The 26,444-nt window shown below is 47.1% G+C and carries 28 protein-coding genes and 1 other RNA gene; 22 read left to right on the top strand and 7 right to left on the bottom strand.

Annotated elements, in window-relative coordinates; translation table 11 throughout:
* From ABNS04_RS04320 to ABNS04_RS04310, 3 genes are all read left to right on the top strand, one after another.
* On the top strand, window positions 1–275 hold a 275-nt coding region (locus tag ABNS04_RS04320), incomplete at its 5' end, for a hypothetical protein (protein ID WP_348671200.1).
* A complete protein-coding gene (locus tag ABNS04_RS04315; protein WP_272978377.1) occupies window positions 272–1,243 on the top strand; it encodes an iron ABC transporter permease in 972 nt (323 codons plus the stop codon). The genes ABNS04_RS04320 and ABNS04_RS04315, both read left to right, overlap by 4 nt.
* The gene (locus ABNS04_RS04310) at window positions 1,236–1,967 is read left to right on the top strand and encodes an ABC transporter ATP-binding protein (RefSeq protein WP_272978378.1); all 732 of its coding nucleotides are present in this window, start codon (window positions 1,236–1,238) and stop codon (window positions 1,965–1,967) included. The genes ABNS04_RS04315 and ABNS04_RS04310 overlap by 8 nt, the downstream gene beginning before the upstream one ends.
* Window positions 1,968–1,978: 11 nt before the next feature.
* Here ABNS04_RS04310 and ettA read toward each other — a convergent pair whose 3' ends face one another.
* The gene (gene ettA, locus ABNS04_RS04305) at window positions 1,979–3,643 is read right to left on the bottom strand and encodes an energy-dependent translational throttle protein EttA (RefSeq protein ID WP_006956478.1); all 1,665 of its coding nucleotides are present in this window, start codon (window positions 3,641–3,643) and stop codon (window positions 1,979–1,981) included.
* A 183-nt stretch (window positions 3,644–3,826) separates the two neighbouring features.
* Here ettA and glyA point away from each other — a divergent pair, with 183 nt between their 5' ends.
* Genes glyA through ribBA form a run of 4 tightly spaced genes read left to right on the top strand, consistent with a single transcriptional unit; the run spans window position 3,827 to window position 7,794 of the window.
* Complete coding sequence (glyA, locus tag ABNS04_RS04300; RefSeq protein ID WP_272978379.1) at window positions 3,827–5,083, top strand: serine hydroxymethyltransferase; 1,257 nt, start codon at window positions 3,827–3,829, stop codon at window positions 5,081–5,083.
* 20 nt (window positions 5,084–5,103) lie between these two features.
* Window positions 5,104–5,553, top strand: coding sequence for a transcriptional regulator NrdR (gene nrdR / locus ABNS04_RS04295; RefSeq protein WP_006956480.1), 450 nt, complete (start codon window positions 5,104–5,106; stop codon window positions 5,551–5,553).
* On the top strand, window positions 5,546–6,667 hold the full coding sequence (ribD, locus tag ABNS04_RS04290; RefSeq protein WP_272978380.1) for a bifunctional diaminohydroxyphosphoribosylaminopyrimidine deaminase/5-amino-6-(5-phosphoribosylamino)uracil reductase RibD: 1,122 nt from the start codon (window positions 5,546–5,548) through the stop codon (window positions 6,665–6,667). Before nrdR ends, ribD begins: the two co-directional genes overlap by 8 nt.
* Window positions 6,668–6,675: 8 nt before the next feature.
* Window positions 6,676–7,794, top strand: a complete 1,119-nt coding sequence (ribBA, locus tag ABNS04_RS04285; protein ID WP_006956482.1) for a bifunctional 3,4-dihydroxy-2-butanone-4-phosphate synthase/GTP cyclohydrolase II — start codon at window positions 6,676–6,678, stop codon at window positions 7,792–7,794.
* Here the strand turns inward: ribBA and ABNS04_RS04280 are convergent.
* From ABNS04_RS04280 to ABNS04_RS04265, 4 genes are read right to left on the bottom strand one after another with little or no spacing between them, the layout of a single operon-like run.
* Entirely contained in the window at window positions 7,772–8,662 is an 891-nt protein-coding gene (locus tag ABNS04_RS04280) for a 2-dehydropantoate 2-reductase (RefSeq protein WP_272978381.1), read from the bottom strand. The two genes, ribBA and ABNS04_RS04280, sit on opposite strands and share 23 nt — an antisense overlap.
* The gene (locus ABNS04_RS04275; RefSeq protein ID WP_272978382.1) at window positions 8,655–9,977 is read right to left on the bottom strand and encodes an MFS transporter; all 1,323 of its coding nucleotides are present in this window, start codon (window positions 9,975–9,977) and stop codon (window positions 8,655–8,657) included. Before ABNS04_RS04275 ends, ABNS04_RS04280 begins: the two co-directional genes overlap by 8 nt.
* A complete protein-coding gene (locus ABNS04_RS04270) occupies window positions 9,974–10,561 on the bottom strand; it encodes a peptidylprolyl isomerase (RefSeq protein WP_006956485.1) in 588 nt (195 codons plus the stop codon). Before ABNS04_RS04270 ends, ABNS04_RS04275 begins: the two co-directional genes overlap by 4 nt.
* A 1-nt stretch (window position 10,562) precedes the next feature.
* Complete coding sequence (locus ABNS04_RS04265; RefSeq protein WP_006956486.1) at window positions 10,563–11,123, bottom strand: YajG family lipoprotein; 561 nt, start codon at window positions 11,121–11,123, stop codon at window positions 10,563–10,565.
* Between the two features lie 144 nt (window positions 11,124–11,267).
* Between ABNS04_RS04265 and ABNS04_RS04260 the strand changes: the two genes are divergently transcribed.
* From ABNS04_RS04260 to ffs, 3 genes are all read left to right on the top strand, one after another.
* The gene (locus ABNS04_RS04260) at window positions 11,268–12,356 is read left to right on the top strand and encodes a ketoacyl-ACP synthase III (protein WP_040488151.1); all 1,089 of its coding nucleotides are present in this window, start codon (window positions 11,268–11,270) and stop codon (window positions 12,354–12,356) included.
* A gap of 90 nt (window positions 12,357–12,446) precedes the next feature.
* A complete protein-coding gene (locus ABNS04_RS04255; RefSeq protein ID WP_272978383.1) occupies window positions 12,447–13,196 on the top strand; it encodes an enoyl-CoA hydratase-related protein in 750 nt (249 codons plus the stop codon).
* A gap of 73 nt (window positions 13,197–13,269) precedes the next feature.
* Window positions 13,270–13,366, top strand: an RNA gene (ffs, locus tag ABNS04_RS04250) — signal recognition particle sRNA small type.
* 22 nt (window positions 13,367–13,388) lie between these two features.
* On the opposite strand, the gene ABNS04_RS04245 is transcribed toward ffs, so the two are convergent.
* A complete protein-coding gene (locus ABNS04_RS04245) occupies window positions 13,389–14,297 on the bottom strand; it encodes a histone deacetylase (protein ID WP_348671199.1) in 909 nt (302 codons plus the stop codon).
* Complete coding sequence (gene priC, locus ABNS04_RS04240; protein WP_272978198.1) at window positions 14,297–14,809, bottom strand: primosomal replication protein PriC; 513 nt, start codon at window positions 14,807–14,809, stop codon at window positions 14,297–14,299. The genes ABNS04_RS04245 and priC overlap by 1 nt, the downstream gene beginning before the upstream one ends.
* Window positions 14,810–15,279: 470 nt before the next feature.
* Here priC and ABNS04_RS04235 point away from each other — a divergent pair, with 470 nt between their 5' ends.
* The 12 genes from ABNS04_RS04235 to htpG all read left to right on the top strand — a co-directional run bounded on the left by ABNS04_RS04235 (window position 15,280) and on the right by htpG (window position 26,386).
* Complete coding sequence (locus ABNS04_RS04235; RefSeq protein WP_006956491.1) at window positions 15,280–16,068, top strand: DUF3450 domain-containing protein; 789 nt, start codon at window positions 15,280–15,282, stop codon at window positions 16,066–16,068.
* Window positions 16,065–17,435: a MotA/TolQ/ExbB proton channel family protein gene (locus tag ABNS04_RS04230; RefSeq protein WP_006956492.1), complete on the top strand. Its 1,371-nt coding sequence runs from the start codon at window positions 16,065–16,067 to the stop codon at window positions 17,433–17,435. Before ABNS04_RS04235 ends, ABNS04_RS04230 begins: the two co-directional genes overlap by 4 nt.
* A 4-nt stretch (window positions 17,436–17,439) precedes the next feature.
* Window positions 17,440–17,964 (top strand): MotA/TolQ/ExbB proton channel family protein, encoded by a 525-nt coding sequence (locus ABNS04_RS04225; protein ID WP_006956493.1) that lies wholly within the window; start codon window positions 17,440–17,442, stop codon window positions 17,962–17,964.
* 12 nt (window positions 17,965–17,976) lie between these two features.
* Window positions 17,977–18,378 (top strand): biopolymer transporter ExbD, encoded by a 402-nt coding sequence (locus tag ABNS04_RS04220; RefSeq protein WP_006956494.1) that lies wholly within the window; start codon window positions 17,977–17,979, stop codon window positions 18,376–18,378.
* Between the two features lies 1 nt (window position 18,379).
* The gene (locus ABNS04_RS04215; RefSeq protein WP_006956495.1) at window positions 18,380–18,994 is read left to right on the top strand and encodes an energy transducer TonB; all 615 of its coding nucleotides are present in this window, start codon (window positions 18,380–18,382) and stop codon (window positions 18,992–18,994) included.
* 15 nt (window positions 18,995–19,009) lie between these two features.
* Window positions 19,010–20,290 (top strand): hypothetical protein, encoded by a 1,281-nt coding sequence (locus ABNS04_RS04210; protein ID WP_006956496.1) that lies wholly within the window; start codon window positions 19,010–19,012, stop codon window positions 20,288–20,290.
* 284 nt (window positions 20,291–20,574) lie between these two features.
* The gene (locus ABNS04_RS04205) at window positions 20,575–20,952 is read left to right on the top strand and encodes a response regulator (RefSeq protein WP_272978197.1); all 378 of its coding nucleotides are present in this window, start codon (window positions 20,575–20,577) and stop codon (window positions 20,950–20,952) included.
* A gap of 8 nt (window positions 20,953–20,960) precedes the next feature.
* A complete protein-coding gene (locus tag ABNS04_RS04200; RefSeq protein WP_006956499.1) occupies window positions 20,961–21,491 on the top strand; it encodes an adenine phosphoribosyltransferase in 531 nt (176 codons plus the stop codon).
* Between the two features lie 18 nt (window positions 21,492–21,509).
* A complete protein-coding gene (gene dnaX / locus ABNS04_RS04195; protein ID WP_272978196.1) occupies window positions 21,510–23,432 on the top strand; it encodes a DNA polymerase III subunit gamma/tau in 1,923 nt (640 codons plus the stop codon).
* A gap of 24 nt (window positions 23,433–23,456) precedes the next feature.
* Window positions 23,457–23,783 carry a YbaB/EbfC family nucleoid-associated protein gene (locus ABNS04_RS04190; protein WP_006956501.1) on the top strand — a complete coding sequence of 109 codons (327 nt, stop codon included), beginning with the start codon at window positions 23,457–23,459 and terminating at the stop codon, window positions 23,781–23,783.
* 9 nt (window positions 23,784–23,792) lie between these two features.
* Window positions 23,793–24,401: a recombination mediator RecR gene (recR, locus tag ABNS04_RS04185; protein ID WP_006956502.1), complete on the top strand. Its 609-nt coding sequence runs from the start codon at window positions 23,793–23,795 to the stop codon at window positions 24,399–24,401.
* A gap of 68 nt (window positions 24,402–24,469) precedes the next feature.
* A complete protein-coding gene (gene htpG / locus ABNS04_RS04180) occupies window positions 24,470–26,386 on the top strand; it encodes a molecular chaperone HtpG (RefSeq protein ID WP_348671198.1) in 1,917 nt (638 codons plus the stop codon).
* The last annotated feature ends 58 nt before the right edge of the window (window positions 26,387–26,444 follow it).

Here is a 26,444-nt window from a genome sequence, read left to right as displayed (position 1 = left end):
TAATTAGTGCGATGCACTGGAAAAACTTAGCCGCGCCTTTTGGAGAAAACCTGGTCTCCTTAACCCTAGAAGAAGTGATAAAGCTTACGCCGGATCGTTATTTGCTAGAGGGGTTTAGCCGGGCTCATTACGCTCTTGCAAATGAGTGGCTCTACCACCCCTTACTGCGAGAACACTTAGAAAAAACACCGACTCAACAAATTCCTCCACGACTTTCCTCGTGCCCAGTGGTGTTTGCTGATGATTATTTGAAGGCTATTCAAGGAAAATTATGAAACTGAGTCAGAGACAGTGTTTTATTATCCTGTTTGCCATTGTTATTTTACTTAGCGCTCTACAGCTCACCGTGGGGGGAAGCTCAATTAATTGGTGGATGCCGAATGCACTAGAGAAAGATATCATCTGGGATATCCGTGTTCCACGAACGTTGTTAACCTGGTTGATTGCTAGTGCTCTTGGGCTTGCTGGCGCAGTGATGCAGCTATTACTTAGAAACCCATTGGCAGAGCCTGGCATCACGGGGGTATCCGGGTGCGCTGCTTTAGTGACTATTGCGTGTCTTTACTTTGGCTGGTTACCCGCCTTTTCCTTTGGGCTGCCGGCATTGGCTTTAGTTGGCGGTTTGCTCGGTGTCTCGTTGCTGATGGTGCTTGCTGGACGACGGGCCTCGCCTACGCGAGTGATTTTAGCAGGGGTTGCGATTGCAACCATGAGTAGCGCAGCGATGGGATTGTTGCTTTATCTCGCGCCGAATCCGTTTGCATTCCAAGAATGGGCCTTTTGGCATATGGGAAGCTTGGCAAATAAAAGTTGGCACTCAGTGATGCTGGCGCTACCGGGCATTGTGCTCGCGTTTCCTATCGTATGGTTGGGACGTCGCTTTTTATACGCGCTAACATTGTCTGAAGAGACCGTCGCGACGATGGGGTTCAATGTGGCGCGCTACCGCAATTGGATGTTGTTAGCTGTGGCGCTACTGACGACCGCATCGGTCGTAGCCGTTGGTGTGATTGGATTTGTTGGTTTATTAGCACCTCATGCAGTACGATTGTTAGGATTTAACCATCCGAAGTACGTACTGTGGCTGTCTCCAGTGACCGCAATTCTTTTACTCATTAGTTTTGATACGCTAGCACAGCTAATGAGCACCGCGCGTGAATTACCCGTGGGCATATTAGCGGCGTTAGTCGGCGCGCCACTGCTTATTGTGCTACTGGTTCGAGAGCGAAACAGCCATGCTTGAGCTTGACGATCTTTATCTTGCCGGGATTTCTCGGCCACGCTTGCAACATATCAATCTGAAGCTAACAAGCAATCAGCTGATTGGTGTTATTGGCGCTAATGGTGCGGGAAAAAGCTCATTATTGCGCGGAATAGCCGCAGTTGAACCTCAACTAAAGGGCCATATTCGATTTAAACATCAGGACTGGTTGCGCTTGTCGCATCGTCAGCGACAAAAGTACTTGGGGTATTTGCCTCAGACAGAAGCGCCTGAATGGGATATTCGTATTGATGAGCTGGTCAATCTGTCAGCGCAGGTCACGCATTCACAATTAATGAAACATTTGGAAAAGTATGCGCTACTGACATTAAAGGAACGTCGAGTTTCACAAGTATCGGGAGGAGAACGACAGCGCGCATTACTAGCTCGGGCAACGTTGTCGGAGCCACAATTGCTTGTTTGTGATGAACCCGTCAGTGGTCTCGATGTGGCGCATCAATTAACCATTATGCAGCAGCTGCATAATCACGCTCGCACGCACGGTCTGGTTTTGGCGGCGATTCACGATTTAGCGCTAGCAGCACGTTTTTGTGACAGTTTACTGTTAATGCATAATGGGGAATTAGTGCAGAGCGGGAAGCCGTTTGAGGTGTTGACTGAAAAAAACTTAGCTCACTGTTTTGGTGTACAAGCCGAGTGGTTTTGTAAAGATAACGGCGTTGGTTGGATACCAACGCCGTTGTAAGCAATAAAAGATTAACCGATCGGTTTATATTTAATGCGGTGTGGCTCCATTGCCTGTTCGCCAAACTTCTCTTTCATATAAGCTTCATAATCGCTGTAGTTACCTTCGTAGAAGACCACTTCGGCTTCATCGCGATAATCAAGAATATGGGTGGCGATCCGGTCTAAGAACCAACGGTCGTGCGAGATAACCAAAGCTGAACCTGGAAACTCGAGAATCGCTTCTTCCAGTGCTCGTAACGTCTCAACATCGAGATCGTTGGTGGGTTCGTCTAATAATAAGACGTTGCCGCCCGCTTTAAGCAGTTTCGCAAGGTGCACGCGGTTGCGTTCACCGCCCGACAGCTCACCGATACGTTTTTGTTGGTCGGTGCCTTTAAAGTTAAAGCGACCGACGTACGCGCGCCCTTGAACCTCAAAGTTACCAATGCGCAGGATATCGTTACCATCGGTAATTTCTTGGAATACGGTTTTGCTATCATCCATACTGTCGCGGAACTGATCAACGCTCGCTAATTCAACGGTATCACCAAGTTCAATTGAGCCACTGTCGGGCTGTTCTTGGCCACTGATCATACGGAATAAGGTGGATTTACCCGCGCCGTTCGGACCAATGATACCGACGATAGCACCTTTAGGGACACTAAAGCTCAAGTTATCAATAAGCTGGCGCCCTTCGTAGGCTTTGCTAATCCCGTTAACCTCAATGACCTTATCACCCAAGCGCGGACCTGGTGGAATAAATAGCTCATTGGTTTCATTACGTTTTTGATAGTCGCTGCTTTGTAATTCTTCAAAGCGAGCCATACGCGCTTTGCTTTTCGCCTGACGACCTTTCGGATTAGTACGTACCCACTCAAGTTCTTGTTTGATGGTGCGTTGACGCGCTTTCTCTTGACGTTCTTCTTGTGCGAGACGCTTCTCTTTTTGCTCCAACCAAGAAGAGTAGTTGCCTTCCCATGGAATACCATAACCACGGTCAAGTTCAAGGATCCAGCCCGCGACGTTGTCTAAGAAATAACGGTCGTGGGTAATGGCAACGACGGTGCCGGTGTAGTCGTGCAAGAAGCGCTCTAGCCATGCAACTGACTCTGCATCCAAGTGGTTGGTAGGCTCATCGAGCAGCAACATGTCGGGCTTGGAAAGTAACAGACGACAAATGGCAACACGGCGACGTTCACCGCCTGATAGGTTACCGATTTTAGCGTCCCACTGTGGCAAACGCAGTGCATCAGCGGCGCGGTCAAGGATATTTTCGATGTTGTGACCATCTTTGGCCTGAATCAGCGCTTCTAGTTGTGCTTGCTCTTTTGCCAACGCATCGAAATCAGCATTCTCATCGGCGTAGGCAGCGTAGACTTCATCTAAGCGAGTGAAAGCCTCTTTAACGTCAGCGACGGCTTCTTCCACCGTTTCTTTAACGGTCTTTTCTTCATCGAGCTGTGGCTCCTGCGGAAGGTAGCCAATGTTAATTCCTGCTAAGGGACGTGCTTCTCCCTCATATTCAGTATCAACACCCGCCATAATGCGAAGCAAGGTCGATTTACCGGCACCGTTAAGACCTAAAACACCGATCTTAGCGCCTGGGAAAAACGATAATGAGATATCTTTTAAGATAGTTTTTTTGGGTGGAACAACTTTGCTCACCCGCGACATTGAATAGATATATTGCGCCATAGCGACGAACATTCCTACTGTTGGATTGAAAATAGGACCTAGTTTACTGGTAAATACGGCAAATGCCCAAATTTGTTGCCGAATTTTTTCTTAACGGCATGTGACGGTTTGCTAGGCAGTTTGGGGTATTTTGCGGTAAACTGCACGTCATAATTTGGCTAATGAAATTGATGGATGTCCGAGATGCAGAAAAAAGATCAGGCAATTGCCGCGTTTGACGCGGAGTTATGGCAAGCAATGAGTCAGGAAGTTGAGCGTCAAGAACAACACATTGAGCTGATTGCTTCAGAAAACTATACCAGCCCGCGTGTGCTAGAGGCACAAGGTTCACAGTTAACTAATAAATACGCCGAGGGTTATCCTCATAAGCGTTACTATGGCGGCTGTGAATATGTGGACGTAGTTGAAGATCTCGCGATTGCACGTGCTAAAGAATTGTTTGGTGCTAAATACGCGAACGTACAACCGCATTCAGGCTCACAAGCCAACACGGCTGCATTCATGGCACTTATGGAAGCCGGTGATACCTTCTTGGGAATGAGTTTGGCACACGGTGGCCATCTGACGCACGGTGCGGGTGTTAACTTCTCGGGCAAGCTTTACAATGCCGTACAATATGGTATTTCAGAAGAAACCGGTGAAATCGATTACAACCAAGTTGAAGAGTTAGCTAAAGAGCATAAGCCGAAGGTTATCGTTGCTGGTTTCTCTGCATACTCGGGTATTGTTGATTGGCAGCGTTTCAGACAAATTGCTGACGAAGTGGGTGCTTATTTGTTGGTAGATATGGCGCACGTAGCGGGTCTGGTTGCTGCAGGTGTATACCCAAGTCCAATTCCTTACGCAGACGTAGTAACAACGACAACACATAAAACCCTCGCAGGTCCGCGTAGTGGTCTGATCTTGTCTGGCAAAGATGATGAGAAACTGCACAAGAAATTAAACAGTGCGGTATTCCCAGGTAATCAAGGTGGTCCATTGATGCACGTTATCGCAGCGAAAGCGGTGGCGTTTAAAGAAGCCCTTGAGCCTGAATTTAAAGCGTATCAAGAACAAGTGCTAAAGAACGCTAATGCGATGGTTAAAGCGCTGCAAGCACGTGGCTATAAAATCGTATCGAATGGCACGCAGAACCATTTGTTCCTCGTTGATTTAATCGACAAAGACATTACGGGTAAAGATGCCGATGCTGCATTAGGTCGTGCATACATTACGGTCAACAAAAATGCGGTACCGAACGACCCGCGTTCGCCGTTCGTCACTTCCGGTCTTCGTCTAGGTACACCTGCAATTACTCGTCGCGGCTTCAAGGAAGCAGAAGCTGAGCAAGTGGCTAATTGGATTTGCGATGTATTAGATGACATTAATAACGAAGAGACGATTGATCGCGTTCGTAACGATGTCAAAACGTTATGTGCCGAGTTTCCAGTTTATAAATAACGTTTGAAAAGGAGCGCGCTATGCACTGTCCATTCTGCGGAACACAAGATACCAAGGTCATCGATTCGCGGTTAGTAGGGGACGGTGCATCGGTGCGCAGACGCCGAGAATGTAGCCATTGTCGCGAGCGCTTTACAACATTTGAGACTGCTGAACTGGTAATGCCCCGTGTAATTAAAACAGACGGTGGGCGTGAACCTTTTAATGAAGATAAGCTTCGCAGTGGGCTATTACGTGCGCTTGAAAAACGTCCGGTCAGTCTCGAAAAAATGGAACAAGCGGTTAATAAAATCAAATCCAGTATCCGTGCAACCGGCGAGCGAGAGATTACCTCTAACTTTATTGGCAACCTGGTGATGGATAACCTTAAGCAAATCGATAAAGTCGCATACGTTCGTTTTGCTTCGGTCTATCGCTCTTTTGAGGATATCAAAGAGTTCGGCGAGGAGATCGCGCGGCTCAATGATTAGTTTGGCACAAGATAAGCGCGACCATCTTTATATGCATCGCGCCTTGGAATTGGCAAGAAAAGGGCGCTTTACGACTGGACCTAATCCTGCCGTCGGTTGTGTCATCGTAAAAGACGCCAGTATCGTTGGCGAAGGTTGGCATCAGAAGGCGGGCGAACCCCACGCCGAGGTCTTTGCGTTACGCCAGGCTGGCACACAAGCCAAACATGCAACCGCCTATGTTACGCTTGAGCCATGCAGTCACCAAGGTCGCACACCGCCCTGTGTTGATGCATTGATTAATGCGGAAGTAGCTCGCGTGGTTATCGCGATGCAAGATCCCAATCCGATTGTATCAGGTCGTGGCATTCATAAATTACACGATGCTGATATCGAAGTGCGTGTTGGTTTATTTGAAACTGCAGCGCGTCAGTTGAATCCGGGTTTCATTCATCGTATGCAGACTCAATTACCTTATGTGCGCGTTAAGCTGGCGAGCTCACTTGATGGACGTACGGCGCTGAGTAACGGTGTGAGCCAATGGATTACCGGTGCTGCAGCGCGTGCTGACGTTCAGGTATGGCGTGCACAAGCCGACGCAATATTAACTGGCGCGGATACGGTGCTGGTGGATAACCCGAGACTGAATGTACGCCCTGAACAGTGGCCTGACGGGATCGAAAAACCATTATTTTTCAAGCAGCCCGTGCGTGTGATTATTGACGGGAAAAACCGCATTCATGATGATTTGCGACTATTTGAGGTTGAAACGCCTGTATTTGTCGTCCGCACTACGGAAGCTCCTGCTTCTCGACATCGTCATTGCCACGAGATTATTGCTAAAGCAGATAGCCAGGGTCGCGTAGACTTACATGACGCACTGAAAGAACTCGCATTGCGTGAGATTAATTTGGTATGGACCGAGTGTGGAGCTCAGTTAGCGGGTGCTCTTTTTAACGCTCAGGTAGTGAATGAACTGGTCTATTATCAAGCCAACAAAGTATTAGGCAGTGACGCACGCAGTATGATTGCGTTGCAGGAACTGACTCAACTCGATGATGCGCTCTCATTTAACGTGCTTGAGCGCAGAATGGTCGGCGAGGATATTCGCGTGATCGCTCAGCCAATGAAGTAGGAACTATTATGTCATTGCATTCGACAGAAGAGATTATTGAAGATATCAAGCAAGGTAAGATGGTCATTCTAATGGATGACGAGGACCGCGAGAATGAGGGCGATCTTATTCTTGCAGCAGACTGCGTGACCCCTGAAGCGATAAATTTCATGGCGCGTTATGGTCGGGGACTGATCTGCCTGACCCTCAGCGAGGAACGTTGTAAGCAACTTAACCTGCCGCTGATGGTTGATCGCAACAATGCGCCATACTCGACTGCTTTTACGGTATCCATTGAGGCCGCCGAGGGTGTGACTACAGGTATTTCGGCAGCTGACCGCGCACAAACAGTGAAAGCAGCCGTAGCACGTAATGCTCAGCCGGAAGACTTGGTAATGCCGGGTCATATATTTCCACTGAAAGCTAAGCAGGGCGGTGTACTCAACCGTGCGGGGCACACGGAAGCCGGTTGTGATCTCGCGCGCCTAGCCGGCTATGAACCTGCTGCAGTGATTGTCGAAGTGCTTAATGAAGACGGCACCATGGCGCGCCGGGCGGACCTAGAAAAGTTTGCCGAAGCACACGATATTAAAGTGGGTACTATTGCTGACTTGATCGAGTATCGCTCAGTGCGCGAGAAAACCATTCGCCGTGTAGCCCAGTGTCAGTTGCCGACCAGTTTTGGCAAATTCAATATGATCACGTATCAAGACTCAATCGATCAACAAGTTCATCATGCGTTAGTGCATGGCGAAATTAATGCCGAAAAGGTAACTAACGTGCGCGTGCATTTGCAAGACAGTTTGCATGATACTTTATCAACTGAACGCGCGGCGAAGCGTAGCTGGCCGATTGCCAAGGCGATGCAATATATTGCCGAAAACGATGGTGTTCTAGTGCTTATTGGTCGTCAGCAAACGCCTGAGGATATCATTGCACAAGTGAAAGAATTTGAGGCACAGGATCAAGGACAGCACAAACCGACTGCGTCGGCATCTAATGCTTCACGAAATGTGGGGGTTGGTTCGCAAATCCTTGCTGATTTAGGCATTCACCAAATGCATCTGCTCAGTTCACCGAAGCGTTATTCGGCATTGTCGGGATTCGGGCTTGAAGTTGTTGACTTCATCGAAGATAAAGCTGATTGAATTGATGATATAGAGCCGCATGAGTAGGTAGATTAACGCCTAACTCAGCGGCCTTTTTTAGCGCGTAGCCAGTCAGGGCCTTAATTTCTGTTTTTCGGTTAGCTTTTATATCCGACAGCATTGAAGACTGGTTTTCGGCGGTCGCCTCGCATACCTGTTCGACTAATACGAGCAAATCCGCAGTATTTAAACGATAGCCAAGCGCTTGACTCAGACTGACCAACTCAGAAACCAGCATACGTCGCTGTTCATGGTATTGTTCTTTGAGCAGTTCACCATTGAGACACTGGTTCACCGCTGTTAATGGATTAATTACACAATTAAGGCAAAATTTTTGCCATTGTCGTGCTTTGATGTCTGCATCAAAGTGCAGTTTTGGAAAGGCGGTATGCAACTGTTCGGTTAGTTGTTGATGATGTTGTATGCGCGCATCGATCCAGTCTGAACCCAATCCTTTGTGCTCGGTCACTCGGTTACTGCGCGTCACGCCATGAGTGGTTATCCATGTATAACAGGGGCGTGATGTGGTTAAGTCTACAAGGCCGTTATGCGCGCAGATAATAGGTCGATCGTGAGGTACACCCAGTGTATCTAGACGTCGAAATACACTCTCAAGATCATAGGCCTTAACGGCTATAAAAACCGCTTGTATTGAGCTGAAGTCGCTATCCTTGATGATAGGAATTCGGCAAAGCTCAGTACGCGCTGACTGATAATCTCTAAAGTGATAATCAAAAAAATCTGCGTGTGGACTAGGTGAGCGAGGCAATGTAACGATAGGCAGCTTGGCACATTGCCATTGATGGGCAATAAGCTGACCTATCGCACCCGCGCCGACGAGTAGTAACTGTTTAGGATGTTCACTCATTTGAACCCCAGTGTGCCTGATAGCTTCGTTTTAGATAGCCAAGTAATAGCAAGCTTGGCAGGATTGCTAAACTGGTAAGCACAAAGAACAGACTCCAATTGCCATCGAGCTTATCAACCAGTACACCGCTGTAGGCGGATAAAGTGGTTCGGCCAAAGGTGCTCAGTGACGCGAGTAACGCATACTGAGTCGCGGTAAAGGTTCGGTCACATAAAAAGCTGATAAAACCTACAAAAGCTACAGTCGACCAAGCACTCGTAAAGCCATCGACTAGCACGGCCGCAAGAAACAGGTTCTCACTGGGTCCAACGTTAGCAATCCAAGCGAACATTAGATTTGAGCCCGCCATAGCGATGCCTGCAATCAGAAGACCTTTGAATTGACCAATACGCAGAGTTACCACGCCTCCGACTAGTGAAAAGAAGATAGTTATCCACCAAGTCACGAGTTTAGAGTAAGTGCCGATTTGCTCATTTGAAAAGCCGATCTCTTTATAAAATACAATCGACATTCGACCTAAAAAGGCTTCGCCTATTTTAAAAAGAAACACAAACAGCAAAATTTGTATTGCCAGTTTCGCACCGTTGCGTGAGAAGAAAGAACTAATGGGCTCAATGACGACAGTACTGATCCGTTTTAATAAGGATAGGGTCGCTATGGTAGTTGCTTTGACCTGTGTGTAACGTGCAGGCTTTATAAATAGAGTGACCAAAGCCAACGAAAGCATAAGCGCGGCGAGCACGATATAGGCATCCTGCCATTGCCAACGGGTACCGTCGACTAACAGAAACGGAATTGCGCCGAGACCCGCGTAGCCGCTCCACCAACCTGATGTGGCCATGGCGGCTCCAGCACTTTGCATGCGTCCTTCCGATTCAGAGAATGTCTCAATGCGATAAGCGTCAATGGCAATATCCTGGGTCGCAGAGCTAATGGCAATGAGCAGGGCGGCGATACCGACTAGATGTAAATTATCAGCGATGGTTAAAGTCGATATAAAGATACAGAGCGCGGCTATAAGAAGTTGACAGAGTAAGATCCAACTACGACGTTGTCCTAACCAGCGATTCAATACTGGAAGTTTAACGCTATCGACAAGAGGAGACCAAAGAAAATTGATTGAGTAGACCGCGAATACGGCACCGAAATAACCGATAACTGATCGGCTTAAGCCTTCTTCTTGCAACCATGCTGACAATGCTGAGCCAATCATCACCCAAGGAAAACCGCTGGAAAGCGCTAAGAAAAAGAGCGCTATCACACGTGGTTGACGGTAAACGTTAAGATCGGTCTTTAACGTATGCTGCGCTGTCATTGCGGCACGATTTCAATTCGTTTAAGCACGGGCGGGTTAGCAGGAACATCGCGCCAACCGGTTTTTTCGTCAAATGGCAAGGATTCAAGAGCGGCTAATTTTTCGAGCACGTCTAAACCTTTAGTGATACGTCCAAATACGGCGTAGCCCCAGTCACCGTCGTCGGGGTTGAGTGAGGTATTGTCGTTTAAATTAAAAAAGAACTGGCGAGTTGCTGTGTGAGGCTCACGTTCCCGAGCCATAGCGATGGTGCCGTAGGTGTTTAACAGGCCGTTGCCCGATTCGTTTACGATCGTTTCATAGCTCGGCTTATCAGAGAATTCAGCATCGTAGCCGCCGCCCTGAATAACAAAGCCAGGTACTAGACGATGGAAGATAGTGTTGTTGTATTGCGCCTTAGCAACGTAGCGGAGAAAGTTAGCGACGGTGATAGGCGCTGCTTCGCGGTTAAGCTCGACAGTCAAATTGCCTTCAGAGGTGACAAAAACGACGGTTGGAAAGGGATTGTCGGGCTGCACTTGTGCTTGCGAATATGGGCTTGCTAAGACAATAAAACATGTTAATAGTGCGATAATTGTTTTCATTTTAACCTCGCGTTTCCGTCAGACGTAGCTGGGGATCGTTAGCAATATCGTTGAGTACCTGCTGTAGCAGACGCTTAAACTCACGCTCGATAGTTGCTTCATCGGGGTTAGAAACTCCCTCCGACTTACTGGTTCCCGTGAATGTCCGTGCATAAGAACGATTCATTCTTTGCGCTTCGACGCGAATGTTTAATTGATAGTCGAGTTGATATTTTAATGCTGTCTCGGTGTGCTCGACCACCGCCTTATTGATAGACACATACCAATTGAGGTCGCCCTGACCGCTGACAATCCCTGACTGTTGAAACGCTTGTTTGACGATCGCTGTCAGCGGCTGTGATGGTGCGGAAAACTGATTAGCTTTTTGGGTCTCTGTATCGATGTGGCGATAGAGGTAGCTGTGAGGTCGTTTATCTTGCACCATCAAGCGAGAAACACTGCCTGAAAGTTGTGATGTTACCGTCGGCGGTTCGACGATCAGATCAGAATCAATTGTCGAGCAACTGCTAATTGACAGCAGTGCCAGGGCGGAGAGGGCTGTGAGCTTTACTAGTTGACGCATGGCTTCCTCGTTTTAGTCATTCACGTAACACAGTTTCATGCTATCATACGGTAAAATTGTGCCTTGCAAAAATGCTTTACTGATATCTAGCAAAGCGATACGGTGATAAGGCAACGCGTTGTCAATGAAGTTAAAGGTTTTGTCGTGAAAAAATACGCAGAAATTACAGGATGGGGAAAGTGCTTACCGCCAGCAGTCATGACCAATGATGATTTGGCAACATTTCTAGATACCTCGGATGAATGGATTGTATCGCGAACCGGAATTTCAGAGCGACGAGTCAGTCATGTAGGGACGTCTAAACTTGCGACGGTTGCCGCACAGAATGCGCTCGCGGCCGCTGGATTGAACCCAGATGATATCGACCTGATTATTGTCGGTACCTGTACTGCCGATGAGATCATTCCTAATGTCGCTTCAGCAGTGCAACAAAACATTGGCGCACCGAATGCAGCAGCGTTTGACCTCAATGCGGCGTGTAGTAGCTTTCTTTACGCCATGCATGTTGCAACCCAAGCTATTCAAACAGGCGCTCATAAAAAAGTGTTGTTGATTGGTGCCGAGCGCCTGACGCGTATTCTCGACTGGACCAAACGTGAGAGTGCAGTGCTATTTGGCGATGGCGCAGGAGCAATGGTTTTGGAAGCGAGTGATGAAGAGGTAGGTCTACTTGCCAGTCATATTAGCTGTGATGCTGATGCGCGTGACGTGTTGAGTCTTGATTTTGGTTTGAGCTTCGACCGCTTTGGCTTTGATGGTATTATGCAGTTCGATTTCGTTGGACAAGAAATTTTTAAGCGTGCGGTCAAAGGCATGAACGCAGCGGTTGAGAAAGTATTTCAGCAAACCGGCTTAAGTACCGAAGATGTTGATGCGCTTATTCCGCATCAAGCGAATAAACGTTTAATCGATTATCTCGCGAAGTTATGTAAGGTGCCTTCTGAGAAAACCGTGATAAATATTCAGAATTACGGTAATACATCTTCTGCAACCTTACCGATCGCTTTTTGTGAAGCGGTAGAAAACGGCACTGTTAAGCCAGGAGATACCATTGTCTCGGCAGTGTTTGGCGGCGGACTAACCTGCGGCGCCGGCTTGATCCGTTGGGGTCAGCGCGTCACACCGGTTAACCCTCCGATCTATGAATTGGAACCCACCGACTTAACCGCTTTAGATATGATTGTGCCGATGCACGAGAAGACGGCCGCGGCTTGGGCAAAGCGAGATAAATAATTCGTCTTTAAAGTACAAATAGCACTGATATTGTGGTGAAAAGCTGATAATCTCGTGAGAGTGGTACAACCAGTTTCACGAGATTTTTTTATGACAGAACAACAGCACATTATTATTGATAAGAACGCCAGTGTAGTCACTATCCGACTTAATCGGCCTGCTAAGAAGAATGCTTTTACGCAACAAATGTATTCGGAAGCAACTGCCGCGCTGAAAGCCGCTGACGAGGACGAGACGATTAAAGTGGTCGTTTTCGAAGGGAGCGGTGATAGTTTTTCTGCGGGTAATGATCTTAACGACTTCCTATCCATCGAGTCACTGGATGAAACGGCTCCTCCTTTTAAGTTTCTTCATTTACTCAATAAAGTGAAAGTGACGTTGGTCGCGAAGGTCAATGGCTTAGCTATCGGCATTGGTACAACCTTGCTGTTGCATTGCGATCTTGTCTATGCGGCTGATAATGCAGTATTCGCTTTACCTTTTGTGCAGTTAGGGTTACTTCCAGAGGCGGGCTCAAGTTTATTGCTACCGCGCATCATGGGACACCAACGTGCATCCGAATTATTGCTACTAGGTGATTCGTTCTCTGCGAACAAGGCACAGCAGTATGGTTTGGTAAATGACGTGGTGGAGGCCGACAAACTTAATACCCGTGTTGATGAGGTAGTCGAACATCTGGTTAAACAGTCGCGCGGTGCTTTAAGAACCTCGAAGAAATTAATCAAAACAGAGTCGGATACTGTATCTGAACGTATTAGTCTAGAGGCTGGCTACTTTGCCAAAGCGCTCAGCTCTGATACTGCTAAGCAAGCAATAGCGGCCAAACTGAAGAAAAACTAGGCAGTCAGCGCACTGGGGCTTGTTTACCTTAGCTGAGTGCGCGATAATGCGCTTTCACGAGTTATGGTGACCCTGCGGGTCCCCTCGCGACACTAACTGGCAAACCCGGTCAGGCCCGGAAGGGAGCAGCCGTAGTCGGGGATGTGGGCGCCGAGGTGTGGCTGGTAGGGTCGCCACCCGTCTCTTTATATCCTAATCACTCCACACTTGATGACTTGCACGCAGTAATTGAGCGTGAGCAAGAATTAGGCGCGATAGGTTGCGTTGATAACCACCCCCGATTACCGCAGCTAAACTAATATTATTTTGCTTCGCGTAGTCCAGCACAAAATAGTCACGTGAAAAAATGCCCTCGATAGATACATCAAGATGTCCGAGATCGTCGCGACGATATATGTCCACCCCTGCGTCATATAAAATCAAGTCGGGTTTAAAGTTTTTGGTTACCTTCTGCAATGTATGTTTCACGGCATCGAGGTACGCGCCATCGGTGGTACCCTTGGGTAAGGCGACATCGAGGTCAGAGTCCACTTTAGTAAAAGGGAAGTTTCGTTCACCATGAATAGAGCAGGTGAAGATATTCTCGTGGTCTCTTAAAAGCGTCGCTGTACCGTCACCCTGGTGAACGTCGGTGTCGAATATCAGAATTTTTAAATTGGGTTGTGCTTTTGTGGCTAAAACCGCACTCATCGCGAGGTCATTGATCAAGCAGAAGCCGCTGCCCCAATCATGGTGTGCATGGTGGTAGCCACCCGAGAAATGAATAGCAATGCGCTTATCGAGTGCTGTCTTCACCGTCTCGAACGTACCTCCAGCTGATGTCAGGGTGCGGGTCAGTAGTTGCGTTGACCATGGAAAGCCCACTTTGCGCCATTCCTTTTTGTCAAACTGATTCGTGATGAGCTTATTGATGTAGTTTGAACTGTGAGCTAACGCTACTTGGGACCAGTTCATTGGTGTCGGTTGAATAAACTGATCGGGCTGCGCGCCGTGCGCTAATGCCCATTGATATAGCATCTTATATTTATGTATTGGATAACGGTGCCGCTCTGGTAGCTGTAGCTCGCTATAGATTGGATGGTAAATAAATGGAACCTTCATCAGCCTTCGTCCATTATTTGAATTTGCCGCTCAACCTGACTGATTGCCTGTTGGCATCGGTTGAGACGCTTTTGATAAGCCTGCGCCTGAACAAGATCTCCTGACTGCTGAAACAGTTCCGCCTTATTTCTGAGTCTTATTTCATATTGGCGATACTTGGCTAGCGTTCGATGAAGCTGCCCATGCTGCGCTTGGAGCTGGGCGCGCAGATCGAAATCAGCGTCGGGCGGACGACTGTTTTGCAGTAACGCGCTTAGAGAAAGAACTTGCTCGCTGATTTTTTCGGCAAGATATTGCTTTCTCTCGTTATCATCGCTTGTTATTAATTTATTAATAAGCTGCTCAGTTTCATTTACGTAAGCAACCGCAAATTGGGACCGCGTAATAAACAGATTTTCCGCAAACCATTGCTCGGCAAAGCGTTTATTGGCTTTTTGTTGGTCGAAAACCTGCGCTTTCTCACGTAACACTGCCAATGCTCGAGTAAATTGTTGTAAATATGTTGGGGTCATGGCTTGCCGTAAATTTGCGGATTTAGAGTATTCTACCTAAATTAAAAGCAGCTTGCCTTTTAACAATCGATAATAGTTAAGTTATCAGTTGTTTAAATAACGTTGAAATTTGTAACGGAGTGTTGTTCGTCGATCAAAAAGTGATACTATGCGAAATAGGGTTCAGCTATGCAAAACTGCTTGGCAGTTGAGTTAGAACTGGACACTTGATTGACAGGAAGTTACCGCGAATAGCGGTTGGAAATGAATTCCGTTGGTAACATGGATTGATGTCGCACGGCTATCATAACGCAGTTAACGCTGTTTCAGCAGGTTGACAGCGTATGGTCATCGTGGGACTATTCCTGTGAATGTGCGCACTTTTTAAGGCGCGTACGCGGATAGAATTTAATCTTTTCGTCACTCAATAAAACTGGTGTTTCACGTTGTAAAACGTTGGAGCGGAAGTTAATTCAAATTGGTTGGGAACTATGACCAAAGTAATCAAGAGAACCAAACTCGCCGCAGCCTTAATGGGCGCAATGGCGGTTGCTGGCACCAGCGTTGCTGCTGCACAGCAAGTTGATGTAGCTAAGCTACAGAAAGAAGAGCAGCAAATCTTGAATGCGCAAGAGCAATCTCAAAAGAAGATTGATTCTTTGTATGAGCAAAGCCAAGATTTGTTGATTGAGTATCGCTCTGTTGTTGCTGAATACGAGAACCTCAAGGTCTACAACGACCACGTGGCTCGTTTGGTTGCTGACCAGCAGTCCAACATCGATTCACTTCAGCGTCAGATCGACACCATCGAAGAAACCAAGCAAGGCGTGGTTCCATTGATGTATGAAATGATCGACGCGTTGGAAGAGTTCGTTAAACTCGACATTCCAATCCACAAAGAGAAGCGTTTAGAGCGTGTTGAACGTCTTCGCGATATCATGGGTAACGCGAACGTATCTACCTCTGAGCAATTCCGTCAAATCATTGAAGCGTACCAAGCGGAGATGGATTACGGTCAAATGCTTAACGCTTATCAGGGTAACCTGAACGTCGACGGCGAAGAAGTTGCTGTAGACTTTTTCCACATGGGTCGCGTTGTATTCGCTGCACAGTCATTAGACTTGAAAAATGCGTGGTTATACAACAAAGACACCAATGAGTGGACTAAGTTGGAAGACGAGTTCTTGAATCCTCTTACCACAGCGATTCGTATGTCACGTAAGCAAACTGCTTACGATCTGGTGAAACTTCCAGTATTCGCAGCGGAGAGTGCAGAATGAAAAAATTAGTTAGTTCGTTAATGATTGCAGCAGCAGTCAGCCTTTCTGCAGGTACGACGCTCGCTGCGCAAGCACAAGACAATCAGCCAGAAGCAAAGAGCTTAGACGAATTGCTTCAATTGGTTGAAAAAAATCGTATTTCTTCTCGTCAAATCAGCGAAGAGCGTGAGCAAGAGTTCATGTCAGCGCGTGCCGATAAGCAGGCGTTGTTGAACAAAGCTAAGCAGCAGCTGAAAGACGAACAGGCACGCGGTAAACGTTTACAAAACCAATTCTCAGAAAACGAAATCACTTTGGCGAACAAAGAGCAAGAGCTCGAAAATGCTAAAGGTACGTTGGGTGAGATGTTCGGTGTTGTACGTGGTGCGGCAACTGAAACTATCGGTCGTATCGCGACTTCAATCGTAAGCGCTCAATACCCAGGTCGTGAAGATGTTCTTCAAAGCCTTTCTGAAGCTAAAGAGCTTCCTACTTTGTCTGAACTTGAAGACCTTTGGACTGCATTGTTAACCGAAATGGTTCAATCAGGTAAAGTTGTTCAGTTTGACGCGGAAGTATTCAGCTTAGCGGGTGGTTCTGAGCAGCGCACGGTAACTCGTGTGGGTGTTTTCAACCTGATTTCTGATGACCAATACCTGACGTATAACGACACGACTGAACAAATTCAGCCGTTGGGTCGTCAGCCAGATGGTTATGTAACAAGCCAAGCTGATACCTTCACTAGCACTGACAGTGGCTATGCAGGTGTTTACTTGGATCCATCAAAAGGCCAAATCTTGGGTCTATTGACTCAGAAAGCGACGTTGATGGAACGCTATCACCAAGGTGGCACAGTAGGTTATGTAATCACCGTGGTATTAATCATCGGTTTGATTATCTCTTTGTTCAAGCTTGTGACGCTTACAGTCGTAGGTGGCAAGATGCGTTCGCAGCTTAAAAACATCGAGAATCCTTCAGACAAAAACCCATTGGGTCGCGTATTGAAGGTTTACCATGAGAACAAAAATGCTGATGCTGAGAACCTTGAGTTAAAACTTGACGAAGCAATCATGCGTGAAACGCCGAAGATCGAAAGCGGCATCAACGTAGTGAAAATCTTCGCAGCTATCGCACCATTACTTGGTCTCTTGGGTACCGTTGTGGGTATGATTGGTACGTTCCAATCAATCACATTGTTCGGTACAGGTGACCCGAAAATCATGGCGGGTGATATCTCTATGGCGTTGGTAACAACAGCTATGGGTCTTATCGCAGCGATTCCATTGATTTTGGCTCACAGTATTGTGGCATCACGTAGTAAATCAATTATTCACTTGTTGGATGAGCAAGCTGCGGGCATCGTAGCCGCTCACTCGGAGAAGGAGTAAGTTCATGCTTTACCTGATGGAACTATGGGAATCTATCAGGGATTTTATTGCGACCGGTGGCGACGTATTGTACGTCGTCATGGGGGTACTCTTTCTAATGTGGGTACTGATGATTGAGCGTTATTGGTACTTAACGAGTGCTTTCCCTAAATTGCGAAAAGATATCATCGCACGTTGGGATGCTCGTAAAGATACCACCTCATGGTACGCACATAGAATCCGCGAAGCATGGATTTCCGAAGCGAACGATAAATTGAATGCACGTATTCTGTTGATTAAAACTTGTGTTGCACTTTGTCCTTTAGTGGGGCTGCTCGGTACAGTAACCGGTATGATTACCGTATTCGAGATCATGGCAGTGCAAGGTACCGGTAACCCTCGTCTAATGGCGTCGGGTATCTCGATGGCAACTATCCCTACTATGGCGGGTATGGTTGCAGCGTTATCCGGTATGTTCTTTGCGACCCGACTCGAGAGTCGTGTTCGTCGCGCTAAGCAGAACTTGGTCGACAGTCTGCCACATCACTAAGAGAGTATTACTATGGCAAGAAATCGTATTCGTGAAGAGGAAGATGCAGCGATTGACATGACGCCGATGCTGGACATCGTATTCATCATGTTGATCTTCTTCATCGTAACAACCTCTTTCGTTAAAGAGGCTGGTATTCAGGTGAATAAACCTGAAGCAAACCAGGCCAACAAGGAGCCTTCAGCTAACATCTTTATCGCGATTCGCGACACAGGTGAAGTCTGGATGGATAAGCGTCAAGTTGACGTAGAACGCGTGGCAGCAAACCTTGAGCGTATGCTTGCTGAGCAACCTACTGACTTAGTGGTTATTCAGGCAGACAAGAAAGCTGAGCATGGTCGTGTTGTAGAAGTCATGGACCAGGTTAAGGAAGCGGGTATCGATAAGATATCCATAGCAGCGGAGACTAACTAATATGGTGCGCTTTTTAGTATCTTTAATACTAGGTGCGGCCGTTACGTTTGCTCTGTTTGCTTTTATGGCTTACTTAATCGGTGGGGGGGCTAAGAGTAATGAAGCTCCGCCTCCCACTCCGGTCATTGACATCGTAACGTCGCCGCCAGAGTCCGACGTTCAAGAGCGCCGGAGAACACCTCCGCCGCCACCACCGCCGCCTCAGGCTCCGCCTGAGACACCGCAGTCTGAACCAGATACTTCAGATTCGGGTGGTATGAACATGAGTATGGGCTTCGACGTCGATGTGGGTGGCGCTGACACTGGTTTGTCAGGCCCCGGCAACTTGTTGAACCAAGATGGTGATGCTACGCCAATCGTTCGAATTGAACCTCGTTATCCACCTTCTGCGGCGCGTAATGGCACCGAAGGTTGGGTACAGTTGAGATTCACTATCGACGAACAAGGTGGTGTTACCGACGTTGAAGTAATTGACTCAGAACCTCGTCGAGTGTTCGACCGAGAGGCACGCCGCGCGTTATTGCGTTGGAAGTACAAGCCTAAGGTCGTAGACGGTAAGCCTGTTCGTCAAGAAGGTATGACTGTTCAGCTCGACTTCAACATGGATGGGCAATAAGAAATGAAAACTGTAATGAAGACATTTGTTACTGCCCTTGCTTTTGGCTTGGTTGTGGCTACCGCTCCGGTAGCCGCTCAAGACCTCGGTCTTGATTTGCCAAGTAAAGAAACCGTTGAAGCGCAGAAGAAAGCTCGTAAAAACCAAGTCGCCTCACAGCGCGTTGGTCGGGCGATCATGGATGCGTTCGAGTTGTACGAGCAAGAGCAGTTACAAGCAGCTATCACTATGCTTGAGGAAGAATTGCCAGATACAGAGGGTTACGATCGAGCTTATCTAAGTCGTTTCTTAGGTACTCTCTATGCGCAAGCAGAGCGTACCGATGAAGCATTGCCAATGTTGAAAAACGCGGCTGACGAAGATGTACTCGGATGGAGTGACCAAGCGGCTGTTTTGAAGTTAGTGGGACAACTGAGTCTGCAAGAGGAAAAATTCGAGCAGTCAGTGACTTACTTACAGAAATGGTTCGAATTCACTGGTGAGATGGATCCTCAGTCCTTGTTCTATGTTGCTAATGCTTATTATCAACAAAAGGAATTCGCTAAGATCGTACCTTATGCAGAAGCGGCACTGAAGTATGCGGATGAGCCGAAGAAAGACTATTATACGCTACTGATGGCCTCTTACTTTGAACGTAAGATGTACGACAAAGCTATTTCGACGGTCGAGGAAGGCTTAAATGTGTTGCCTGAGACGATCTCGTGGTGGCCGCAACTTGCACAAATGTATATGCTCAAGGAAAACCTTGCAAAAGCATTGCAGACAATGGAAATTGCGTATTTAGCGGGTTATCTGAAAGAGGAAAACCAATTTAAGTTATTGGTTCAACTCTATGATAACGAGGGCGTCCCTTATAAAGCTGCGACGACGATGATAAAACACATCCAGTCAGGCGATATTGAGGGTACAGCTAAGAACTACTCTACCGCAGCGAATAGCTTTCACCGCGCTAAAGAGCTTGCACAAGCAGCAAAATGGTACGGTAAAGCCGCTGAGTTGGCAGATGACGGTGATAACAAAGGCGAGTATTTGCGTAAGCAGGGTAACCTGCTAGTGCAAAACGAGCAGTATGTAGCTGCGACGACTCCGCTCAAAAATGCATTAGATTATGCACAGGGTGATGATAAAGGTCGTATCTACATGTCACTAGCAGAAGCATTCTTCTATGGTGGCGATTATCGTCAGGCACTGACTTATGTGAACGAAGCGGCTAAGTTTAGCAATCAGCGTCGTAGTGCGCGCAGTTGGAAAGGTTATATCCAATCCACAGCGAAACGCAAAGGCGTCGATTTATAAAGCTTAAGTTGATAGAAACCCCGCATTCGCGGGGTTTTTTTTTGCCTATATTCACCTATGTCAGCCACTTTTATAACGATTAGATTTAGAGTATGATCAGCGCCGACTTTATTCGGAGGAATTTTCATGGGTAGTAACAATTATAAAGATCCTTCAAGCGGTAAATTTTTGTTGATTGCCGTCTTACTTTTCGTTTTCGCAGGATGTCTCCCACTAGTTTTGCGCTTTTTTCAATTGATCGGTGCGTAAAGACTACGTGCGTTCCTGAAAAGGACCTTAATGTTATGACGATTTCTACGCTCGTGGTCGACGATAACGCCAATACACGAGCTGATATTGGAAGCAGTTTGTCTAGCTTGGATATCAACCTGGTGTTTGCGAACGATGGTTTAGACGGATTAAAACAAGCCAAAGAGGGCTGTTTTGACCTCTTGATCATTGATCATAAAATGCCATTAATGGACGGCCTCACGTTACTTAAAAACTTACGTCAGCTTGGCCAATACCACCATACGCCGATTTTGTTTGTTACCACGCAAGACGTGACAGAGGCAGAGCCTTTAGCGCTTAAACATGGTGCTACGCGCTGTTTGAGTAAACCGTTACAGGCACAGTTTTTGTGTGATGTGGTGAGCTATTACACAAAACGTTCGGTTGCTTAAGGATAACTATGGATTTGATCAAGTCTATCCGGGATAGTATTCGAGCAATCCCAGATTACCCTAAGCCAGGAATTACCTTTAGGGACATTTCACCGTTGTTGCAGTCTAAAGATGCGTTCAAATCGACCATCGAGGCTTTTGCACAACGCTATCAAGAGCTAGGTATTGACCAAATTGCGGCGGTAGAAGCGCGAGGCTTTATTTTTGGTGCAGCACTTGCGCAACGGCTCGGTTGTGGGCTGACTTTGTTGCGTAAGCCAGGAAAGTTACCTGGGCCTGTGGTCAAAGAGACCTATGCGTTGGAGTATGGCGAGGATGCACTCGAGATACAAGAATGTGCATTTAAAGAGCCCCAACGAGTTCTTTTGATGGATGACTTACTCGCTACTGGCGGGACAGTCGCGGCCGCGGCAAAGCTTTTATCTCGGACTCAAGCGGAATTGTTAGAGGCTGCATTCGTCATAACATTAGATGATCTTCCAGGCGAACAAAAATTGCAGGATCTTGGCATATCGTGCTATACCTTGTGTCGATTCTAATTAATTAAGAGGCGGTTAATGGCTTATCAAGTGCTTGCTCGTAAATGGCGCCCGATGCAGTTTGATCAAGTAGTGGGTCAACAGCACGTGCTCGAGCCCTTATTCCATGCACTTGAACAGCAACGACTGCATCACGCCTATCTGTTCACCGGCACACGTGGTGTGGGTAAAACCACCATCGCGCGTATTTTAGCGAAGGCCCTGAATTGTGAACGTGGGGTGAGTGCTCGACCGTGTGGAGAATGCCCAAGTTGTGAAGAGATAGAGCAAGGTCGGTTTGTTGATCTTATCGAGGTCGATGCAGCTTCGCGTACTAAAGTTGAAGATACGCGAGAGTTGCTTGATAACGTACAATACCGTCCAACGCGTGGAAGGTATAAGGTCTATTTAATAGACGAAGTACATATGCTTTCTCGCCATAGTTTTAATGCACTCCTAAAAACCTTAGAAGAGCCTCCTGAGCACGTTAAGTTCCTTTTAGCTACGACGGACCCGCAAAAACTACCAGTGACGGTGGTGTCACGCTGTTTGCAATTTAATTTACGTGCGCTCGATCGTGAGCAAATTGTAGGGCAACTTGAATATGTTCTAGAAAATGAAAACGTACCTCATGATGCCCAAGCCTTAACCTTATTGGCGCAATCAGCCAAAGGTAGTATGCGTGATGCATTAAGCCTCACTGATCAAGCGATAGCGCAAGGGCAGGGTAAAGTTCAAGTTGAATCTGTGCAGCGTATGCTTGGACACCTCGCTGATGCGCATGTACATCCCCTTTTGGATGCGCTCGCGAGCGGTGATAGTGGTTCAGTGTTCGAAAAATTTGATGAATTAAAAAGTTTGGTACCTGATCCGTTAATGATTCTTAACGAATTACAGCGTGTTATACACCGGATCGCGTTAATACAACAAATTCCTGCCATGATGGGCGCTGAGGACAAAACCAACACGACTGAAGCATTACTGCGAAAGTTACCCGCAGAAGTACTGCAGTTATATTATCGGATCGTAATAGAGGGCAAAAAAGAGGCGCCTTATGCGGTGGACCCGCAGAGCGCTGTCGAAATGACATTGTTGCGACTGCTATCTTTTACGTTCGAGAATCCCGAATCAGGCGAGGAGGCTTTAACACGTCCGCCTGAATCGAATTTAGACACAATAACGCCGTTTGAGCAGACTGAAGAAGCAGCTCACGCAGGTCAGCACAGTGGCGATACTTCGATACAGAGCGAAGCTGATGATATGTCCGCACTGGAGGCTCAGCAGCGCGATATTGAAGCGCAAGCCGCTCAACATAGAATGTCGAGACCAGCAGAGGGTGTTGCTGAAGATAACTCGGTTGCGCCTGATGAAGGACTAGCATCACTGTTGAACATGCGACAGGACTTGTCTGGTCATCAAGAGCCGGAAAAAAAAAATTCTGAAATAGATATTGAAACGTCGCCCGAACAGCCTCATTTACCAAGTAGACAGCCCGACAAACAGCATGCTGAGCCTGTGCAAACGACTCCAGTTAGTCTGAGTCACATACAACAGCGGTTTGATTCGTCGACACGACGCGCAGCCGATGTAGACAGCTGGGCTGCACTGGTCGATGCGACAGCGGTACAAGGCTTGACTCGACAACTCTTGCTAAATTCGGTGTTGGAAAAAGTAGGTCATCAGCAGTGGTGTATTTGGGTGACTGAAGAACAGCAAAGTTTATTAAGTGAAAAAACGGTAGCCCTTGCCAGAGAGGCCTTATGCGAAGTGTTGTCGGCACAAGGGGAGTATCGCTTTTTGGTTGGCTCTCAACAAATGAGCACGCCGTTGCTGATTCAGCAGGCGATTGATCATTACCGGTTGGAGCAGGCGAAGTTATGGTTGCAGAATGACTCGGGATTTAATGAGTTATTGAATTCATTTGACGCGGTGACTGACGAAACGTCTATCAGCGCACGATAAAATTTAGCAATAGAGGATTTGACCATGTTTAAAGGTGGTATGGGAAATATGATGAAGCAGGCGCAGCAAATGCAAGAGCGCATGCAGCAAGCCCAGCAAGAGATCGCTGAAATGGAAGTGACCGGCGAGTCCGGTGCAGGTCTTGTTAAAGTAACCATGTTAGGCAACCACAACATCAAGCGCGTTGAAATTGATGAAAGCCTGATGGACGATGATAAAGAGATGCTTGAGGATCTGATTGCAGCGGCAACTAATGATGCAGTCCGTCGCGTAGAGGAGACGAGCAAAGAACGCATGTCGGAAATCACTGGTGGTATGGGTCTACCGCCTGGTTTTAAGATGCCGTTCTAGGTTCATTCTATGAGTGAAGGAATCAGTCCCGCGATTGATCGCTTGGTTGACGATTTAAAGCGTCTACCAGGTGTGGGTAAAAAAACGGCGCAACGTATGGCGTTCCATTTATTGGAACGTGACCGAGAGGGGGCGCAACGTTTGGCTGATTCCTTGCACAACGCAGTTGAGCGCGTAGGTCACTGCCAACAGTGCCGCACACTGACCGAAGAGCCTTTATGTCGTATTTGCGCGAACCCCGCGCGCAGTGAGCAAGGTACGTTATGTGTAGTAGAGACACCTGCTGACGTATTGGCTATTGAACAAACATCGCAATTTAAAGGTCGTTATTTTGTTTTGATGGGTCACCTATCTCCTCTTGATGGTATAGGCCCAGAGGATATTGGTCTTGATGAGCTCGAAGCACAGCTTAAGAGCGCTGTGATTGAAGAGATTATATTGGCGACTAATCCTACCGTAGAAGGCGATGCAACAGCTCACTATATCGCCGATATTGCCGAATCCTTGAATGTAAACACGTCTCGAATAGCTCATGGTGTGCCCGTTGGCGGCGAATTAGGCTATGTTGATCAGGCTACCCTTGGACATGCATTCACTGGACGTAAAAAATTTGGTTGACGCTTGAAATTGCCTATATCGCCCCCATTTCTGACATGAAAAGGTGGTTGAAGTAGGAGAACACAATTATGGCGGAAGCCGCTCAAACCGAAAAGCATGGATTTCAGACAGAAGTTAAGCAATTGCTTAACCTGATGATCCATTCTCTATATTCAAATAAAGAAATCTTCTTACGTGAACTGGTATCGAATGCGTCTGACGCGGCCGATAAGTTGCGTTTCAAAGCACTTAGCGATAACTCGCTGTATGGTGAAGATGGCGAGCTTCGTGTGCGAATCGCGATCGACAAAGACAACCGTACGCTAACAATAAGCGACAACGGTATTGGCATGACGCGTGACGAAGTGATGACTAACTTAGGCACCATTGCTAAGTCGGGTACGGCCGAGTTCTTCGGTCAGCTATCGGGTGATGAGGCGAAAGATAGTAAGTTAATCGGTCAGTTCGGTGTTGGTTTTTACTCAGCATTTATCGTCGCCGACGAAGTCACTGTGCGTACGCGTTCTGCCTATGAGTCACCGGAACATGGTGTCGAGTGGCACTCTAAGGGTGAAGGAGAATTTGAAGTCGCAGACACCCAAAAGTCGCAGCGCGGAACAGATATTATTTTGCATTTGAAAGAAGATGCAGATGAGTTTTTAGATGACTTCCGTATTCGTGGGGTGATTAACAAATACTCAGAACACTTGAGTATCCCCGTCCAAATGTGGAAAGAAGCGGTTGAAGAACAAAAAAATGATGACGGCGAAGTTATTACGCCTGCCCAAGAGGCTCAATGGGAAACTGTGAACTCGGGTCAAGCCTTATGGACGCGCGATAAAGCCGACATCAGCGACGAAGAATATAAAGAGTTTTATAAGACTGTAGCGCATGACTTTGACGATCCGCTGTTATGGAGCCATAACAAGGTTGAGGGTACACACGAATACACCAGCCTTCTTTATATTCCTAAACGAGCTCCTTGGGACCTTTGGAATCGTGAGCAACAGCAGGGGGTAAAACTCTATGTGAAGCGTGTCTTTATTATGGATGACGCTGAGCAATTAATGCCGACCTACTTACGCTTTGTTAAAGGTCTTATTGATACTAATGACCTCCCATTGAACGTATCCCGTGAAATCTTGCAAGATAACAAGATTACTCGCTCAATGCGTAATGGTAGTACTAAGAAAGTGTTGCAGATGCTCAAGAAATTGGCAAAAGACGACGCCGAGCAATACCAAGGCTTCTGGGATACTTTTGGTAATGTGTTAAAAGAGGGTCCTGCGGAAGACAGTGGTAATCGGGAACGCATCGCTGAGCTGTTGCGTTTTGCGTCGACACATACTGATGAGCAAACTCAAAATGTCAGTTTAGATGATTACGTTGAACGCATGAAAGAAGGCCAAGACAAGATTTTCTATATCGTCGCCGACAGTTTTGAGGCTGCGAAGAATAATCCTGCCCTTGAGATCTTCCGTAAGAAAGGCATCGAAGTACTATTGCTCTCTGAACGCATTGACGAGTGGTTGATGAGCCATTTAACTGAGTTTAAAGAGAAGTCGTTGCAGTCGGTAACGCGCGGCGATTTAGACTTAGGCGACTTAGATGATGAAAATGACAAGGCCGAGCAAGAAAAGTCAGAAGAAGCGTTTAAAGAACAGTTAGAACGCTTTGAGAAAGCACTCGGTGAGCGCGTTAAAAAAGTGCGTGTAACGCACCGTTTGACTAATTCGCCTGCGTGTATCATTACCGATGACAATGATATGAGCACGCAGATGGCTAAGCTGATGGAAGCTGCGGGTCAGAAAGTACCTGAAACAAAATACATTTTTGAGGTTAACCCGGATCATCCTTTAGTCGTAAAAATGCAAGGCAAGAACGATGAGGAATTTGCCGAGTGGGCTCAAGTACTGCTTGATCAAGCTACGCTCGCAGAGCGCGGAAACCTTAAGGATCCAGCGTCTTTCGTGGCTCGTCTTAATAAGTTAATGCTTAACGCATAATCACGCTATAGCGCACAGCAACAAACGCTTGCTGTGCGCCTCTTTTCTTGTAAAAACG

Source organism: uncultured Idiomarina sp., from assembly GCF_964010655.1.
GTDB lineage: Bacteria > Pseudomonadota > Gammaproteobacteria > Enterobacterales > Alteromonadaceae > Idiomarina > Idiomarina baltica.
Note: the sequence above shows the minus strand (reverse complement) of the source record. Positions and strands in the feature narration are given on the sequence as shown.

Bases quoted from the DNA above. Each gene is read 5' to 3' on its own strand.
- ABNS04_RS04275 (WP_272978382.1), bottom strand. From the start codon at position 9,977: ATGACAGCGCAGCATACGTTAAAGACCGATCTTAACGTTTACCGTCAA.
- ABNS04_RS04265 (WP_006956486.1), bottom strand. From the start codon at position 11,123: ATGCGTCAACTAGTAAAGCTCACAGCCCTCTCCGCCCTGGCACTGCTG.
- ABNS04_RS04245 (WP_348671199.1), bottom strand. From the start codon at position 14,297: ATGAAGGTTCCATTTATTTACCATCCAATCTATAGCGAGCTACAGCTA.
- recR (WP_006956502.1), top strand. From the start codon at position 23,793: ATGAGTGAAGGAATCAGTCCCGCGATTGATCGCTTGGTTGACGATTTA.
- ABNS04_RS04235 (WP_006956491.1), top strand. From the start codon at position 15,280: ATGACCAAAGTAATCAAGAGAACCAAACTCGCCGCAGCCTTAATGGGC.
- dnaX (WP_272978196.1), top strand. From the start codon at position 21,510: ATGGCTTATCAAGTGCTTGCTCGTAAATGGCGCCCGATGCAGTTTGAT.
- ABNS04_RS04310 (WP_272978378.1), top strand. From the start codon at position 1,236: ATGCTTGAGCTTGACGATCTTTATCTTGCCGGGATTTCTCGGCCACGC.
- ABNS04_RS04190 (WP_006956501.1), top strand. From the start codon at position 23,457: ATGTTTAAAGGTGGTATGGGAAATATGATGAAGCAGGCGCAGCAAATG.
- ABNS04_RS04280 (WP_272978381.1), bottom strand. From the start codon at position 8,662: ATGAGTGAACATCCTAAACAGTTACTACTCGTCGGCGCGGGTGCGATA.
- ABNS04_RS04230 (WP_006956492.1), top strand. From the start codon at position 16,065: ATGAAAAAATTAGTTAGTTCGTTAATGATTGCAGCAGCAGTCAGCCTT.
- ribBA (WP_006956482.1), top strand. From the start codon at position 6,676: ATGTCATTGCATTCGACAGAAGAGATTATTGAAGATATCAAGCAAGGT.
- ABNS04_RS04215 (WP_006956495.1), top strand. From the start codon at position 18,380: ATGGTGCGCTTTTTAGTATCTTTAATACTAGGTGCGGCCGTTACGTTT.
- priC (WP_272978198.1), bottom strand. From the start codon at position 14,809: ATGACCCCAACATATTTACAACAATTTACTCGAGCATTGGCAGTGTTA.
- ABNS04_RS04210 (WP_006956496.1), top strand. From the start codon at position 19,010: ATGAAGACATTTGTTACTGCCCTTGCTTTTGGCTTGGTTGTGGCTACC.
- ABNS04_RS04225 (WP_006956493.1), top strand. From the start codon at position 17,440: ATGCTTTACCTGATGGAACTATGGGAATCTATCAGGGATTTTATTGCG.
- ettA (WP_006956478.1), bottom strand. From the start codon at position 3,643: ATGGCGCAATATATCTATTCAATGTCGCGGGTGAGCAAAGTTGTTCCA.
- ABNS04_RS04200 (WP_006956499.1), top strand. From the start codon at position 20,961: ATGGATTTGATCAAGTCTATCCGGGATAGTATTCGAGCAATCCCAGAT.
- glyA (WP_272978379.1), top strand. From the start codon at position 3,827: ATGCAGAAAAAAGATCAGGCAATTGCCGCGTTTGACGCGGAGTTATGG.
- nrdR (WP_006956480.1), top strand. From the start codon at position 5,104: ATGCACTGTCCATTCTGCGGAACACAAGATACCAAGGTCATCGATTCG.
- ABNS04_RS04205 (WP_272978197.1), top strand. From the start codon at position 20,575: ATGACGATTTCTACGCTCGTGGTCGACGATAACGCCAATACACGAGCT.
- ribD (WP_272978380.1), top strand. From the start codon at position 5,546: ATGATTAGTTTGGCACAAGATAAGCGCGACCATCTTTATATGCATCGC.
- ABNS04_RS04270 (WP_006956485.1), bottom strand. From the start codon at position 10,561: ATGAAAACAATTATCGCACTATTAACATGTTTTATTGTCTTAGCAAGC.
- ABNS04_RS04220 (WP_006956494.1), top strand. From the start codon at position 17,977: ATGGCAAGAAATCGTATTCGTGAAGAGGAAGATGCAGCGATTGACATG.
- ABNS04_RS04315 (WP_272978377.1), top strand. From the start codon at position 272: ATGAAACTGAGTCAGAGACAGTGTTTTATTATCCTGTTTGCCATTGTT.
- htpG (WP_348671198.1), top strand. From the start codon at position 24,470: ATGGCGGAAGCCGCTCAAACCGAAAAGCATGGATTTCAGACAGAAGTT.
- ABNS04_RS04255 (WP_272978383.1), top strand. From the start codon at position 12,447: ATGACAGAACAACAGCACATTATTATTGATAAGAACGCCAGTGTAGTC.